The 15,333-nt window shown below is 57.6% G+C and carries 11 protein-coding genes; 3 read left to right on the top strand and 8 right to left on the bottom strand.

Translation table 11 applies throughout. The features are described from left to right. Window positions 1-243 precede the first annotated feature (243 nt). The gene (locus tag O3675_RS06570) at window positions 244-927 is read left to right on the top strand and encodes an integrase (RefSeq protein ID WP_371571643.1); all 684 of its coding nucleotides are present in this window, start codon (window positions 244-246) and stop codon (window positions 925-927) included. Window positions 928-964: 37 nt separating this feature from the next. On the opposite strand, the gene O3675_RS06565 is transcribed toward O3675_RS06570, so the two are convergent. Continuing rightward, window positions 965-2,002, bottom strand: coding sequence for a magnesium and cobalt transport protein CorA (locus O3675_RS06565; protein WP_298700675.1), 1,038 nt, complete (start codon window positions 2,000-2,002; stop codon window positions 965-967). 261 nt (window positions 2,003-2,263) lie between these two features. Here O3675_RS06565 and O3675_RS06560 point away from each other — a divergent pair, with 261 nt between their 5' ends. Continuing rightward, a complete protein-coding gene (locus tag O3675_RS06560) occupies window positions 2,264-2,968 on the top strand; it encodes an S-layer homology domain-containing protein (RefSeq protein ID WP_070675301.1) in 705 nt (234 codons plus the stop codon). Between the two features lie 56 nt (window positions 2,969-3,024). Here the strand turns inward: O3675_RS06560 and O3675_RS06555 are convergent, their stop codons facing one another. The 7 genes from O3675_RS06555 to O3675_RS06525 all read right to left on the bottom strand — a co-directional run bounded on the left by O3675_RS06555 (window position 3,025) and on the right by O3675_RS06525 (window position 10,949). After that, on the bottom strand, window positions 3,025-4,626 hold the full coding sequence (locus O3675_RS06555; protein WP_070675297.1) for a glycosyl hydrolase family 28-related protein: 1,602 nt from the start codon (window positions 4,624-4,626) through the stop codon (window positions 3,025-3,027). Between the two features lie 374 nt (window positions 4,627-5,000). Then, the gene (locus O3675_RS06550) at window positions 5,001-6,293 is read right to left on the bottom strand and encodes an adenylosuccinate synthase (RefSeq protein WP_049327414.1); all 1,293 of its coding nucleotides are present in this window, start codon (window positions 6,291-6,293) and stop codon (window positions 5,001-5,003) included. A 236-nt stretch (window positions 6,294-6,529) separates the two neighbouring features. After that, on the bottom strand, window positions 6,530-7,000 hold the full coding sequence (locus tag O3675_RS06545; RefSeq protein ID WP_371571641.1) for a DUF4870 domain-containing protein: 471 nt from the start codon (window positions 6,998-7,000) through the stop codon (window positions 6,530-6,532). A gap of 267 nt (window positions 7,001-7,267) precedes the next feature. Beyond that, window positions 7,268-8,230: a pyruvate ferredoxin oxidoreductase gene (locus O3675_RS06540; RefSeq protein WP_371571639.1), complete on the bottom strand. Its 963-nt coding sequence runs from the start codon at window positions 8,228-8,230 to the stop codon at window positions 7,268-7,270. Window positions 8,231-8,413: 183 nt separating this feature from the next. Beyond that, entirely contained in the window at window positions 8,414-9,370 is a 957-nt protein-coding gene (locus O3675_RS06535) for a hypothetical protein (RefSeq protein ID WP_371571637.1), read from the bottom strand. Window positions 9,371-9,486: 116 nt separating this feature from the next. Continuing rightward, entirely contained in the window at window positions 9,487-10,326 is an 840-nt protein-coding gene (locus tag O3675_RS06530) for a type VI secretion protein (protein ID WP_371571635.1), read from the bottom strand. Next, the gene (locus O3675_RS06525; protein ID WP_371571634.1) at window positions 10,323-10,949 is read right to left on the bottom strand and encodes a hypothetical protein; all 627 of its coding nucleotides are present in this window, start codon (window positions 10,947-10,949) and stop codon (window positions 10,323-10,325) included. The genes O3675_RS06530 and O3675_RS06525 overlap by 4 nt, the downstream gene beginning before the upstream one ends. Before the next feature lie 363 nt (window positions 10,950-11,312). On the opposite strand from O3675_RS06525, the gene O3675_RS06520 reads away from it, so the two are divergent. Further along, entirely contained in the window at window positions 11,313-15,260 is a 3,948-nt protein-coding gene (locus tag O3675_RS06520) for a S8 family serine peptidase (protein WP_371571765.1), read from the top strand. Window positions 15,261-15,333 lie beyond the last annotated feature (73 nt).

The following is a 15,333-nucleotide window of genomic DNA, read 5'->3' as shown; positions in this document are numbered from 1 at the left end:
GTGGGGGCACCCGGTTTTCTCTGTTTCACGGGGCTTCGCGGGCGGTTTCACTGGGTTTCGCGGGCGGCTTCAGAATTTTTCGGAATTTTCCCAGTTTTACCCCGGGGTTGATTAAAAACTGCTTATCGTGTCAGGGGTCGCTCATAGAGTGTAGGTGTTGGAAGGGACGATCCTTCCGACCGGGCACGCCGTCTCCTGCGGTGTTGCCGCTAGGTTGATTCAGCATCTACGGAAGGAACGGTCATGGAAAACACCACTCACGAGAGCCAGTACGCACACGCAGAGATTTCCTGCACCGCCGATGAGCAGCTGTGCCGTGATGCAGAGTTCAACCTGCTGATGCAGGCGGGCACCATCGTCCGCATGGAGCGGTTCAACGTGGAGGAACTCCGCGGCGTTCTGGAGCAGCTGGTGGCTGACGGTTCGTGCTTCCGCACCGCACCGGCGTCTTCGACGATGGGCCGCGTAATGCGTCACCTGACTCAGGGTGCTTCCGGTTACGAGGCGAACCTGGCTGAGCTGCGTGCGGCGGCGCAGAACGCTCTGCTGTTCGTGTTCCCCCTGGAGAAGGACCTGGAGATGTGCCTGCGCTTTGAGCGTGTGCAGGGCACCGGCCTGGCGCTGACTCGCCTGGGCGTGAGCCCGGTCAATGGTGACCTGTGGACTCAGCACTGGGCAATGCGCGCGCTAGAGTGCACCGGCGGCGTGTTCGCGGTGGAGTCCGCTCCGGGTGCCTGCAATTTTGAGCTGCGCCGTGAGATGTTCTACGCGATGCTGTCGCTGGTTGAGCTGTCGACTTTGGGTTTGTCGGCTGAGCCGGAGGACTTCTACATGTTTGCCGATTCGGAGGCTGTGTGTAAGAAGTTCAAGCGTGAGCGTCGTGATTGCCGCCGCGCGATGCGTGCCCAGTACGACCGCGCCGCATAAGGTATATCGTGTATGCCTTATGCGGCATACGCGCATATCAGAGCCATTTGTTCTTCTTGAAGAACCAGTAGAGAAGCAGGCAGGAACCCACCATGAGTAGCAGCGCGGCGGGGTAGCCGAACTCCCATTTGAGTTCGGGCATGACCTCAAAGTTCATGCCGTACACGGAGCCAACGATGGTGGGCACCATGAGCAGTGCCGCGTAGGCGGAGATTTTCTTGGTGTCGTCGTTCTGCTGCTGACCGAGCAGGGTGTCGTGCACGCGCAGTGCGTTTTCGAGGGAGCTGCGAAGGTCTTCGAGGCGTTCTTTTGTTTGGGTTACGTGGTCGAGCACGTTGCGGAATTGCCGGGCGAGTTCGACCGCTTCTTCGTTCTTTTCTTCGTCGGATACGCCCGGGTAGGGTGAGGGGTCAAGCGCGCCGGTGCGCATCCCTTCGATGATGCGGCCGATCATGGATTCGAGGGGTCGGCAGGCACGCTGGAAGTCGATGACCTGGTTGAGCAGTTCGTAGATGCGCCGTGCGAGGGAGTTGGCGTCGCGCCGCTCGCTGTGGGAGAAGAGGATGTCTTCGATTTCGTCGCTGTCGTTTTCGAGGCCATCGAGCACGGGTGCGTACCCGTCGACGGTGCTGTCGAGGATGCGGTGCAGCAGTCGGGCGGGGGATGCATCGGGGGTGGCGTAGAGCAGGTTGAACTGGTCGTTGATGCGCTGGTTGCTACGTTGTTCGTCGCGGACGAGTGCGAGGGTGTAGCGGGGGCCGGTGAAGAGGTGCAGTTCGCTGAGGCGCACTTCTTCTTCTTTGTCGAGGTAGATGGCGGGGCGGATGACGGTGAAGAGGGAGTCGCCGTATCGTTCTAGTTTGGCGCGCTGGTGGCCTCGTCCGGCGTCTTCGATGGCGAGTTCGTGCAGGTTGAAGGTTTTTTGCAGGGCGTGTAGTTCGTGGATGTCGGGGTTGGCGTATCCGAGGGCTACGGCGGTGTTGGGCTGCTGGTAGGCGTTGAGGGTTTCTTCTTCGGGTGCGCCTATGCGGATGCGGTCGCCGCTGGGGTAGATGGCTCCGGTAATGTAGGTCATCGTTCTCCTCCTCTGAACGCTTTGGCGCCACGTGTGTGGGCGCTCTTTCCAGCATACGGCACACGCCCCGCCTGGTCACATGTGCAGGTTCGGAGGCGCTGGAGGCTGGGGTGTTGTGGTGAGTCTTGGATTTTCTTTTTAAGATATCTGGGGGTTATAGAGTTTCAACCTTCCCTTGAGAACTAATAAAGTCTAAACTTCTAGTTAATAAGACTGTGATTGTCTTAGAACCAACCACTATTTTCTTTTGAGGAGTCAACGATGCTGTTGAAACCGTTTGTGAAGGGGGCGGCGTGTACTTTTGCCGCTGCCTCTCTCTTGTTGTCTGCGGTGGCGCCTGCTTCTGCGGCGCAATTACACCCTAAGACTTTTTCTCCTTTTCCGGGTGATGAACTGGAAGTCACCTGCATTAATGAGTCTGAGTACAATACCCCGGGTGATTATCAGGATAAGGTGATCGCTTGGGCGGAGTGCACTGGACTTATTACTCACGGCCGCCGTCTTTATCTTCAGAAGAATAAGAATGCTCCCCAGCCTGCGATGACTCGTGGGCAGCTTCTTGAGTTTCTGTACCATGTGAAGGGCAGGCCCGTGGTTAAGGACCTTCCTGCTACTTCACCGTACAGCGATATCTCGGTCAATGACCCGCACTACCCTATTGCTATCTGGGCTACTCGTGAAGGTATCAGCAGCGGATGGGGAGACGGAAAGTTCCATTACGACGCCACCGCGTACATTGATACTGCGCTCATTTTCCTTTATCGAATGCACGGTAAGCCGACGGTCAACCTTACCCCCATCCCCGAAGAATACGCACATTGCGTTAAAGAAAATAGCGACATGCACAAGGCACGTAGCTGGTATGGTTCACCAAACATGAGCTGTGGGTATATCGATAATGATGAAGTTACTTTTTCAGATATTCTATATACCCTCTACAGATTGGATTTGATGGGAATCTTATAGAATATTTTGGGGCTCTATATCAATAATGATATTGATATAGAGCCCCAAATGTTTATTTAAAATTCCACAGAATTAGATTCATAAATACCGCGACTGTAATTAGAATTTTTGTCAAAATATTTCCGGTTTTTCTTGGATTCTTCTTCAATGTCATGCATTCCATACCGCATGACAAAGTTATTAATTGTGACATCCATATACCCTGCACGCCACGGGCCAAAGTGAAATTTCCATGGGTAATTATCTGGATGCTTCTTACGATGCTCATCATAGACATCACCACCAGCTACCACAATATCCCTACAATTTTGCTCAAAGTAGAAGCCCCACCGTGCAGCACGTACATCTTTCTCCGCTTTTACAGCACCATCACCTACCTTATGAGGATTATCGGAACGTGGAGCGATGAACTTACATTCATGCGACCAATTGCTAATGTACCAATTGGCTGCTTGATTATTTTGAGCTTGACCATGAACTGTATCGAAGTAGCTGGACGATTCGCCAATGCAACCATCAAAGATATTACGCTCAAAATCACTTACCCAGCCATGACCCCCATTTTCTTGAGCAGTGCATCCGATAAACATATTACGGCTTGCCGCAACATACCAGCCTGCACCAGCCTTACCTGCATATGCGTAATGTGGCTTCCCCTCCTGGCGCGACTGATACAGCGATTCTCCAGACGAATACCGGTGGTTATACCAACTCGTTGACTGTGAAAACTTACACTGCGAAGCGTAGACCTCAATGCCGGCATAATTCCTGCCACACTTGTTGGCATCGGATACATCCAACATACTGAACTTATTATCAGCTGCACCGATACCATCCACATTAATTGCCTTATGACCAATAGGTTTACCCACAAGGAATCCCTGCCTCCATGTCATACGCACGCGAATGTCATGGACCTTCATCGCACGGTCATGGAGACCCAAAATAGCAACTCCCATATCTGTATCCCAGATTTCAAGGTTCTCTAGTGTTGCAACTGCTTCAGGCTCAGGCCGATAGTTTTTATTTGCATAGTACGTATGCAAAATAACTCCCGCCACACCCTTCATAATGGGAGTGTGCCGAGCCCGACTATAAGGGTCATCCCGATTTAGACGGACATTATCAGCATTCGTACGAATAACTAAATCACGAACCCCAAAACGCATAGGGGCCTCAGAGAACCACTGATTGGCCCCCTTATCACCTGGCTTTGGCTTTTCCGGTCCAGCAACAAGGTAAGATCCAACGTGGAAAACACCAACACACTCCGCTTCGTCTTCGTCCTTCTGCACTAGGCCACCGCCAGGATGAGCAATAATCTGTGTGGCCTTACCATGCCCAAAGATTTCAACCCGGTCAAGTAGCTGAATAAAAGGAGCACTGACCCTGTACTTTCCAGCAGGAATTTCTAGAGCTCCACCTCCAGCTGAAGCCAAAGTCCTTACTGCATCATTAATGGCCTGAGTACAATCTTGAGACCCATCAGCTTTCACCTGCGGATTACTCAGGAGATTAATGTAGTTTTTCGTGTGATTTTGCGGAGTAATTCCACCTTGAACTTCATCAGCATGCGCATCAGCATATACCATTGCTGAGGCAAACGGAACTGACAATGCGGCGCCAGCAATCATTGAGCGGCGCGATAATGCAGACATCGCTGTCTCCAATCGTGTTGAGTGAGAATATTAAATGCATCCAGCACATAAGTATTTTATGACGCATTAGCACTTAAATCCTGTATACCGATGCGGTATATCTTGGATAATCTAATCTTATCACTCACGCAAAATAAATTTTATCCGTATTTATGGTTTTTGGATTTATTCATTTAAAGATAAACCTCATATTAGATAATTATTTAACCCTGACTACAGAAAAGTCTACTCATTACTATAAGCATTTATCAACGTCAGAATGACACTAATTCAAAATAGTGCCCTAAATAAGACAGTATGTTACAAATTATCGCAGCTAAAAGGACCCCCGATGAGGCACTTAAAGCCTCGCCAGGGGTCCTTCGCGTCAGTTTTTAGTCTTCGTTGATGAGGTCGCGGACCACGATGGTCTGGTCACGGTCCGGGCCCACACCAATCGCAGAGATACGGCAGCCAGAAATCTCTTCCAGCTTCAGCACGTACTTGCGGGCATTCTCGGGCAGCTCATCCAGGCTCTTCGCATCCGAAATGTTCTCGGTCCAGCCGTCGTAGTACTCGAAAATCGGCTTAGCGTGGTGGAACTCGGTCTGAGTCATCGGCATCTCGTCGTGGCGCACACCGTCAACGTCGTAAGCCACGCAGACCGGGATCTTCTCCAGGCCGGTCAGAACGTCCAGCTTGGTGATGAACAGGTCGGTGAAACCGTTGATGCGCACAGCCTGACGCGCCAGCACGGCGTCGTACCAGCCGCAACGACGCGGACGGCCGGTGTTCACGCCGAACTCGCCGCCGGTGGTGCGCAGGAACTCGCCCATCTCATCGAACAGCTCGGTCGGGAAGGGGCCAGCACCCACGCGGGTGGTGTACGCCTTCTGAATACCGATCACGCGGGAGATGCGGGTCGGACCCACACCCGAACCGACGCATGCGCCGCCGGAGGTCGGGTTGGAGGAGGTCACGAACGGGTAGGTGCCGTGGTCAACGTCCAGGAAGGTTGCCTGGCCGCCCTCCATCAGCAGGGTCTTACCCTCGTCCAGTGCCTTGTTCAGCAGCTGGGTGGTGTCTACAATCATCGGCTTCAGACGCTCAGCGTAGGACATGAAGTACTCGACGATCTCGTCAACCTCAACGTGGCGGCGGTTGTAGACCTTCACCAGCAGTTCGTTCTTCTGGCGCAGTGCGCCTTCAACCTTCTGACGCAGGATCGACTCGTCCAGGATGTCCTGAACACGCACGCCGAGGCGGCCAACCTTATCCATGTAGGCGGGGCCGATACCGCGGCCGGTGGTGCCGATAGCGCGCTTGCCGAGGAAACGCTCGGTCACCTTGTCCATGGTCTGGTGGTAGGGTGCGACCAGGTGTGCGTTAGCGGAAATCTTCAGGCGGGAGGTGTCAGCGCCGCGGGCCTCAAGGCCGTCAATCTCAGCGAAAAGAGCCTCGGGGTTAACAACCACGCCGTTACCAATCACGGGGACGGCGTTATCACTCAGAATACCCGCGGGCAGCAGCTTCAGCTCAAACTTCTGGCCGTTCACCACCACGGTGTGACCGGCGTTGTTACCGCCGTTGGGCTTGACCACGTAGTCTACGCGGGGGCCGAGCAGGTCGGTTGCCTTACCCTTACCCTCATCGCCCCACTGGGCGCCCACAATCACGACAGCTGACATTTTTGTGCTCCTTGAAAGCCTTGAAGATACGCACCGGATTTCACGGCGCGGCGGCGACCTACCGCCTCATGATCCGGGTAGGCACACCTCTTCTAATGATACCGTGCCCGCCCCTTTAAGTCCCGTGTTACGGGGCTTTAGGCGTGCCGGATCCGGTGCCGGTGAGCCTCACCGGGCACGGCAACGCCCCCATCCGATATTCGGACGGGGGCGCTACCGGTATGAGCTTATGAAGACTACTTGATGATCTCGATGAAGGTCATCGGGTAGGTGTACTGCTCACCGCGGTTCGCAGCCATAGCAGCCAGGCTGTGGAAGATAACCATCAGGATAGCCACAACCAGCGGGACAACCCACAGGATGATGCCCAGGATGCCGAAAGACACCACCATCAGCAGCCAGGAAGCCATGCTGATGACCCACAGGGAGAAGTTGAAGTTGAACGCGCGGCGGGATGCTTCCTTAGTGAAACCGTAACCGGGCTTGTCCTTGTAGATGAACCACATGACCAGCGGCGCGAGAATACTTGCGGATGCGAAGGACAGCAGAGACAGAATCGCAGAAGCCAGGTGCGCGAGCATCGCCATGTTCTGGTCGTCCTTGGAGGAGACTACGTAACCGTTGGGCTGCTGACCCGGCGCCTGCGAGTAGGAGGGTGCCTGCTGGGAGTACTGGTTGTACTGTTCAGGGTTCGGGTTCTGGGACATCGTTCTTTTCCTTAATCTATCGATGAGTGGATACAGCTAATCGTTGAGGTGCGGCGGCAGGCTAACTCGCCGTTTTCGGCGGGTGCCCGCCTCGCTCTGCTTAGTCGCAACGCTCGTGATGGTTTCACCCTATCAAGGCAAAGTAAATGGAATATTAACCCTCGCCGGACAACAGACAAAGAAACCCGAATATGACACAAAAAAGACGCCCTGCCCCTCCACGCGGTGTTACGTGCGTGGAGGGGCAGTCGTTATACGGTGTGGGGACTACTTCTGTTCTTTCGTGTAGCCGTTGATACCCGTGTAGTCGTCCGGCAGGCGGTTGTACACCAGGTAGTACCAGAACTCGACATGTGCCGTCTCTATTTTCTGGAGGAGTTCCCTCAGCCGGTTCTTATGCTTCACCGCCTGAACAATACCTATAATCCATAGGATCGGCACCACAAACAATGATCCAACACCGATAGTGATGAAGAAGAGCAGCATCGACATGCCGGCACTACTATCGAACATGCTCACCAGAGGAACCAGCACAAACGGGTTCAGTATCAGCAGGACAATAAGCACGGTCTTCCAGAATGTGCGCTGACTCTCGATCTCTTCAATGTTGGAGCCAGCAAACGGATTATTGATGGGAACGTAGCCTACCGGCTGGATCATTGCCGCCCGCGAGGTGGGGTTCTCCTCAACCTTGACCGGGTTCAGGTGGGCGGCGCACGCCTGCATGGGTGCGGACTCGTCGTGGGAGCGGTCGAGCAGGCGCATTTCGATGAGTTTTGAGTCGGGGGTGCCGAAGAGCAGATCGGGGATGACCGGCAGGATAGCGCCCGGGCTCAAACCGAGGGATTCCAACTGAACGTACTCGCCGTAGGCGTGCATCGTTTGAGTCTGCATTGCCTGCGCCCGCTCACGGGCAGAGAGTACAGGCTGGGCGGACCCGGTGGACTGGGTGGGCTGGGCGGGCCCGGTGGACTGAGTGAAGGCGAGCGCTACCGGGTGGTTTTCTACTTCGTTTTCGTGAGCATCTTCTGATGCGTCTTCCGGTTCGTTGCTACCGTCGGAGTCTTCGCTGTCGGAGGCTTCGTGCAGCTCAGCGTCTTCTTGTTCTGAGGTCTGCTGGTCCATGAGTAGCGCCATGTATTCCGGGATGGACTGGTCGGTGTCCCAGAGGGGCTGGTATGCCTCGTCCTTCTTTGCAGCTTCCTTCTTTTCAGTGAGTCGGTCTGCCATGGTCGTCTCCTTCGCTTACCAGACATACTCCTAGCGGCACCACCGTACCAGCGTGCGCTGGGCAGTCCCTTGAAACCTGCCCGATAAAAGCTGAGAAAAAGCCCCCGACAAGCGCCAACACGCATGTGTTAACACTGTCGGGGGTTCAGCGCTACAAGAATCCAGGGACCCACGGGAAGGCGGCTACGATGCATCCGCTGAGTTTGGAACAGGGCTTGAGGTAGGGCTCGGGGCACTCGGCGGCTGAGGGGCTGGCGCCACCGAAGACATCGAAGACGCCGCACCCAGGATCCACTGCATCTCCTCGGCATCCCTGGGCAGGCGGTCATACACCAGGTAGAACCAGAACGACCCGAGAGGCATAGCCTCCCACTTCAGCGCCCGGTACTTTAGGCTCACTCGGACCAGCGTATAAGTCAGCGCACCAACCCACAGCAACAGCGGAAGGCCGAAAGTCACTGTGGTAAGTATCAAGAAGATGTATAAGAGATGCCCGCCAGCATCACCAGCTAAGAGGATATAGGTGAGCGGGTTAAACACCACCCCGATAAAGAAGAGGGCGATGAGCTCAGGCCAGGCCTTACGCCACAGGTCTGATCCGCGCACCTTGCCCGCAAGTGGGGTTGCTGAGATATACCCGATAGGTCGCGGAGTACCGACTACTTTCTCATCCATCCAGGCAGGAAAAGCGGTCGGCACCTGCCGGTGTGCAGATGCGCCAGCATCCGTGCCCATGGGGGACATGCGGCGCATCGTAGGGCCCGGGCGACCGTACAGCGGTCGGTTCAGCACCGGGTGCCCTGTCGCCGACGGGAAAAAGTTTGCAGCCTGCGCAGAGGGTGCGGGAGCAGAAACCGACAGAGCGGGCGCTGCAGAATCGGGCACAGCGGGACTGGGCGCTGTCAGGGCGGGTGTAACCGTATCGGCAGGCGCGGATGCAGAACGAACCTTCTGTATCGCCAGGACCTCCTTCACCGGCTCGGGAATCTCCCCGGTCGGCGCGGCAACCGGCGTTCCATGAAGCAGCAAAGCCGAGTAATCGGGGGCGGGCTGATCCGTATCCCACAGGGGCTGATACTTACCATCGCTCTTCTCGGTCGGGTTCTGCGGGTTTTTCGGTGCTTCGCTATGCTCCGCCACGGCAACCTCCTCCAATGCTTGTCTGCTGTTATGTGTCTGCTGTGTTGTCTACATTGTGTGTTCAGTGTGCGGGGGCTCAATCCCGCGGCTGTTCTTTGAGCCAGTGGCTGGTCTGCTTAAGCCTCGTCCGCTTCGATAAGCCGCACAAGGCTCAGAATCCACGCCATGCACCAGATAATGCCGGGAATCCCCATGAGTCCTGCGCTCACCTGATTCACCGTCACAAAGAGAGCTGCGACCAGTGGCCCCGCCCCGAACAGTCCCGTAATGGAGAGAATCCCCGCCGCAATATAGGGGTTCAGCACGGAAACGGCAAAGAACAGAAACCGCGCTTCCTTCTTCTGGAACGAAGTGGGCGGAGTACCAGCGTCAAGCACCGGCTGGTCAATGAGCTGATGAGGTGAATCGTCACCCTCCTGATGCGCCTCAGAATCCAGGTTCTCGGACGGGGTGCAGTCATACACTAACCGGAACGTGAACCTCTCCTCGTCCCCACGCCTCCAGATGGAACTCACCATCACAGCAAGAAAATTGATGACAGCGCCCAGGGAGAAGATGAACAGCACCAGCGGAAGAATGCCGAAGCTCAGCATCGCAAATCCGAAGGACGCCACAAAAAGATTTGTCAGGGTTTCTTCGCTCAGGATAGAACCACCCAAGAGATAGGCGAAAGGATCCGCCACAATAGCCAATGCTAGGTACGCCAGCGCCTCCACCACGCGTCTACCAGTGCCAGGCTTACGGTAAGGAACCGGCAGGGGGCTGTACCCGACCAGCTCGCCGCCGTGCTCCTCCGGTAATTCTTCCTTGAGGAGAGTCCCCTGAACATCATCCACGTGGATGCGCATCAGCTGCGAATTGGGGCGACCGTAATGCACCTGCGGTGCCATCTTCAAAACACGCTGATGAGGGGAAACGGGTTGGTCGTCGATGGGCTGGTTCTTATCGGTGGTCATGATTCCTCCTCAGCAGTGTGATGCGGTGATACCGCGGGTGAACTAACAGTGGTCGGGGTGCACTCGTACACCAGCCGGAATTGAAAATCCTGCTGAACCTTGTGCTGCCTAACGAGCAGGCGCGTCGATTCGACAGCATCCCCAACAGCATTCAGAAACTTTCCTGCGCAGAGGAGCAGCAACCAGATTTCTGCGACGAGGCCGACAAAGCCCACAAGCAAAATCAGCGGAGGGAAATAAAAGAGCGGAATCAAAAAAATGACAAGTATCATCGCCATTTCCTCGCCCACTCCCCTGAAACCCAGGCTGAAAAGTATCGGGCTCATCAGCACGATAAAGAAAGATGACCAGAACACCATCCGAAGCAGCGGCCCCAGGACATACCAGGTGAAGCCGCTCCAGTCGGTGAAAAGGCTCTTCATATCCAGGGTTTCGGGTGGTTTCTCCATGGGGGCGTAGCCTGCCACCTCGCCAATCTGCCAGGCGGATGAGCTGTACTCTGTGAGGATGCCCTGCACCTCTCCCCTATGGATGCGTTCCAACCGTGGGCCGGGGCGACCGTAAATAACCTGGGAGGACATCAGCAGAACAGAATCCTCAGTGGAAACGCGTCGCTTGACCATGATTCGACCCTCCCTATCCCAGCATTTTTGATAGATGTTCAATAGATGGTTTTACAGTAACAACCGAACCTGAAAAGAACCTGAACCCGAGTGCAAATGAAAAGCGTGAAAAAGAAAAGGGTCGAACATGTCCACAATTTGATGCATTTAGAAGTAATAAACGCTTCACAAGCCATTTTGAGGTGTATCCTAGTTCACATCTAGTGTGTTCAAGCTCAGCTGGAACCCACCAGAAAAACACACCAGCCTCCCAGAAACACCCCGGGAGCCAAGCAAAGGAGCACCGTGCAACACACCGCCTCCCCAAACCCCCGCGGCCGGTCGCATCGACGCCGAATCGGCAGCGGGCTACTCACCCTCAGCATGGCGCTGAGCCCCCTCGCAGCCCTGGGCACCACAGCCCATGCCGCGGAAGACCCCGACGCCGTCAAGCAAGTACTCAGCGAAAGCATGAAGAACGCCAGCGGCACCGTCACCGCCTTCGTCCGCTTCAAAGGTAAGGGCGCCTTTGAACAGACCCAGCCCGCAGGCGTACGCGCCGGCGTGCAGGCACCCGTCAACACCAGCTCACAGGTGCAGGCAATCGCCTCCCAGGTGCAGAGCCAGGCACAGCAAGTCAGCAGCCAGTCCGGCGCGCAGGTCCTCTACACCACCCACAACGCAGTACGCGGCGTGGCAGTGCGCGGTGACGCAGAGTCCATCAAGGCACTCGCCAACCGCCCCGACGTAGAGAAAATCTCACCCATCCTGCCCAAGTACCGCCAGAACGCGGGCGCCGCTATTGACGCAGGCTCCCTCGCCACCTGGACCGGCACCACCAACCCCGCCGGTGCAGGCGGATACACCGGCAAGGGCGTGAAGATTGCCGTCATCGACTCCGGCATCGACTACACCCACACCGACTTCGGCGGTAGCGGCAAGCTCGAAGACTACGAGAAGGCATCCAAGCTCACCGAGCTGCCCTCCGGAGACTCCGGACTCATCAACCGCACCAAGGTTGCTGGCGGCTACGACCTCGTCGGTGACGCCTACGACGGCACCAACACCGCAACCCCCGACGGCAACCCGCTCGACTGCACCACCGGCGGCCACGGCACCCACGTGGCGGGCACCGCGGCAGGCTACGGCGTGAACTCCGACGGCACGACCTTCACCGGCGACTACAGCAAGCTCACTGCAGAGCAGCTCAAGACCATGAAGATTGGCCCCGGCGTCGCCCCCGACGCTGAAATCTACGCCTTCCGCGTCTTCGGTTGCAGCGGCAGCACCAACGTCGTTATTGAGGCGCTTGACCGTGCCCTCGACCCCAACGGTGACGGCGACTTCTCCGACCGTGTGAACGTCGTCAACATGTCCCTGGGCGGCGAATTCTCCCCGCAGGACGACCCCGAAGCCTACGCCGTTGACGCGCTCACCCGCGCCGGTGTGCTCTCCGTGATCTCCGCAGGTAACGCCAACGACTACAGCCTGCGCGGCGACACCTACTCCAACTCCGGTCACCCCGCCACCGCAGCCAGCGCAATCACCGTAGCTAACGCCTACGGCTCCACCCGTGCTGTGGATGCGGCAGAGCTGACCGACCCCGCCACCGGCACCACCCGCAAGGTACGCGGCGATTACAGCGTCTCCTACCCCTGGGCACAGGCGGGCACCAAGGAATTCACCGGTGAACTCACCGCAATCTCCGAGAACAACCGCTACGCCTGCAACGCCCTCAGCGCCGACGAAGCGGCAGCTGTAAAGGGCAAGTGGGTGCTCATCGACTGGGCTAAAGACGACGGTGAGCTCGCCTGCGGCTCCAAGGTGCGCTTCGACAACCTGGAGGCGGCAGGCGCCAAGGGCGTGCTGCTTGCAGGCAACGACGAAGAGCCCGGCCTGGGCATCGCGGGTAACGATACCCTGCCCGGTTTCCGCCTGGCAGCATCCGCCGCTAAGGACCTGCGTGCACAGATCACCGCAGCAGAAGCGGCAGGCAAGCCCCTGACCGTGCGCCTCGGCAACGAGCTGAAGTCCTCCCTGCGCGTGGACACCAATAAGCTGGATCAGCTGAACCCCATGAGTGCCCGCGGCTTCCACGGCAGCTACGGCTACACCAAGCCCGACATTGCGGCACCCGGCTCGTACATCACCTCCGCGGCGGTGGCGACCGGTAACAACTCCGTGACCTTCAGCGGCACCTCCATGGCGGCACCCTACGTAACCGGCTCCGCTGCCCTGGTCATGCAGAGCCACCCGACCTACACCCCCGCACAGGTCAAGTCCGCCCTCATGAACACCGCAACCCACGATGTGCGCACCGAATCCGGTGCCGCATACGCGGTGGACCGTGTGGGCGCCGGACGAGTCGACACCCTCGCTGCCGTGCAGTCGAAGTCCCTCGTCTACAACGCTGACAAGAGCGGCACCGTGTCCCTGAGCTTCGGCGTGCTCGAGTACGCACCGGATGCTGGCGTTCAGATCCTCACCCGCGAGGTGACGGTCGAGAACACCGACTCCGTGGCACACACCTACGCCCTGTCCTACGCTGAAAGCACTAATATTCCCGGCGTGGAATACTCCTTCCCCTCCGCGGTCACCCTCGCACCCGGTGAAACTAAGAAGTTCGAAGTCACCGTGCGCATCGACCCGTCCAAGCTGGAGAAGACCCGCGACGCAGCAATGGACACCACCCAGAACGCAACTGACTACTACACCGGCAACGAAACCGTTCCCGCACAGTACCGTCAGTACATTGCCAGCGCATCCGGCCGACTCGTCCTCACCGAAGACGGCACCAAGGCACTGCGCCTGCCCGTTCACGTGGCACCCAAGCCCGTGAGCACCATGCACGCTGCCGAAGACACCGTCACCTTCACCCAGAAGCCCTCCAGCGAGGAGGCTCAGAAGGCAGACACCGGCTGGACCAAGTCCCAGATCTCGCTGCGCGGCACCGAGGTCAACCAGGGCGGCTACCGCTCCCTGCTCGGTGCTTTCGAGTACGGTGCGAGCGTGGACCGTGTGGCTCCCACCTCCCTGTCGCTGAACAGCAACGTTAAGGCGAACCTGCAGTACGTCGGTGCTTCCTCGGATGCGCCCGCGCTGAAGGCAGCCGGCGGCAACGCTGATGACGGCACCCTGCGCTTCGGTATCTCCACCTGGGCGAACTGGGATGTTGTCTCCTACGAGAACACCTTCACCGTAGAAATCGACACTGACGGCAACAACCGCGCCGACTACAAGCTGGTCACCGACCGCGCTAAGGGCCTGGACTACCCGCTGGTTCGCCTCTACGGCTACAAGAACGGCAACCTCGTCGAGCTCGGCTACTACCCGCTCAACGGTGCCTGGGGTGATGTGGACACCAACATGATGGACACCAACACCCTCATCATGAGTGCACCCCTCAAGGACCTGGGCCTGACCAGCGCAAACAACCCGGACATCCAGTACCGAGTCAGCGCAACCACCCAGTACGAGTGGGGTAACGTCAGCGAAACCGGCTGGATCAAGTACCGCCCCTTCAGCCCCAAGCTGTGGTTCAGCGGCGACTCCTCCGCCGTGGCTGGCCTCCACCCGGATGCCTCCACCACCACCCTGACGGCGCACCGCTCCGCTGACGCAATCCCCGCGCTCGGCGAATCCGGTACCCCCGCCAAGGCACTGCTGCTGCACCTGCACAACGGCACCGGTGATCTCTCCGGCACCAACGGCGCCAAGGGCAACCGCGCCGAGGTGCTGAACATCAAGGAGCAGCAGACCGAGTACATTACTCCGTCCCGCTTTAGCGATGTGAAGCGCGGCGACCAGTTCTACACCGAGATCTCTTGGTTGGCTCAGCGCGGCATCACCACCGGCTACCCGGACGGCACCTACCGCCCGCTGGAGTCCGTGGAACGTGGCGCAATGGCGGCGTTCTTCTACCGCATGCAGGGTTCCCCGCAGTTCACTGCCCCCTCCACTCCGAGCTTCAAGGATGTGCCCACCACGCACCCCTTCTACAAGGAGATTGAGTGGATGAAGGCTCAGGGCATCACCACCGGCTACTCGGACGGCACGTTCCGCCCCTCCGCACCGGTGAACCGTGACGCCATGGCTGCGTTCTTCTACCGTGCAGCGGGTTCCCCGCACGTGGATCTGCCCGCAACCAGCCACTTCAGCGATGTTTCCACCGATAACCAGTTCTACCGTGAAATCACGTGGCTGGCTTCGAAGGGCATCAGCACCGGCTGGCCGGACGGCACCTACCGCCCGGTGACCCCCATTGCCCGCGACGCAATGGCGGCGTTCATCTACCGCTACACCGAGAAGGTTGCTAACCAGGCCGGCCGCTAGACGGTAGCTAACCGGTAGCTAACGGTTCGGGTCCCCTCCCACCTCCTGCATGGGGTGGGAGGGGTACCCAGAA

The sequence above is a fragment of the Rothia sp. 27098_8_27 genome (genome assembly GCF_041432805.1).
In the GTDB taxonomy this organism is placed as follows: domain Bacteria; phylum Actinomycetota; class Actinomycetes; order Actinomycetales; family Micrococcaceae; genus Rothia; species Rothia mucilaginosa.
This window is presented reverse-complemented; position numbering and strand designations above follow the sequence as displayed.

Excerpts from the sequence above, each read along its gene's own strand:
- O3675_RS06520 (WP_371571765.1), top strand. The coding sequence starts at position 11,313 with ATGGCGCTGAGCCCCCTCGCAGCCCTGGGCACCACAGCCCATGCCGCG.
- O3675_RS06525 (WP_371571634.1), bottom strand. The coding sequence starts at position 10,949 with ATGGTCAAGCGACGCGTTTCCACTGAGGATTCTGTTCTGCTGATGTCC.
- O3675_RS06550 (WP_049327414.1), bottom strand. The coding sequence starts at position 6,293 with ATGTCAGCTGTCGTGATTGTGGGCGCCCAGTGGGGCGATGAGGGTAAG.
- O3675_RS06555 (WP_070675297.1), bottom strand. The coding sequence starts at position 4,626 with ATGTCTGCATTATCGCGCCGCTCAATGATTGCTGGCGCCGCATTGTCA.
- O3675_RS06570 (WP_371571643.1), top strand. The coding sequence starts at position 244 with ATGGAAAACACCACTCACGAGAGCCAGTACGCACACGCAGAGATTTCC.
- O3675_RS06530 (WP_371571635.1), bottom strand. The coding sequence starts at position 10,326 with ATGACCACCGATAAGAACCAGCCCATCGACGACCAACCCGTTTCCCCT.
- O3675_RS06560 (WP_070675301.1), top strand. The coding sequence starts at position 2,264 with ATGCTGTTGAAACCGTTTGTGAAGGGGGCGGCGTGTACTTTTGCCGCT.
- O3675_RS06545 (WP_371571641.1), bottom strand. The coding sequence starts at position 7,000 with ATGTCCCAGAACCCGAACCCTGAACAGTACAACCAGTACTCCCAGCAG.
- O3675_RS06540 (WP_371571639.1), bottom strand. The coding sequence starts at position 8,230 with ATGGCAGACCGACTCACTGAAAAGAAGGAAGCTGCAAAGAAGGACGAG.
- O3675_RS06565 (WP_298700675.1), bottom strand. The coding sequence starts at position 2,002 with ATGACCTACATTACCGGAGCCATCTACCCCAGCGGCGACCGCATCCGC.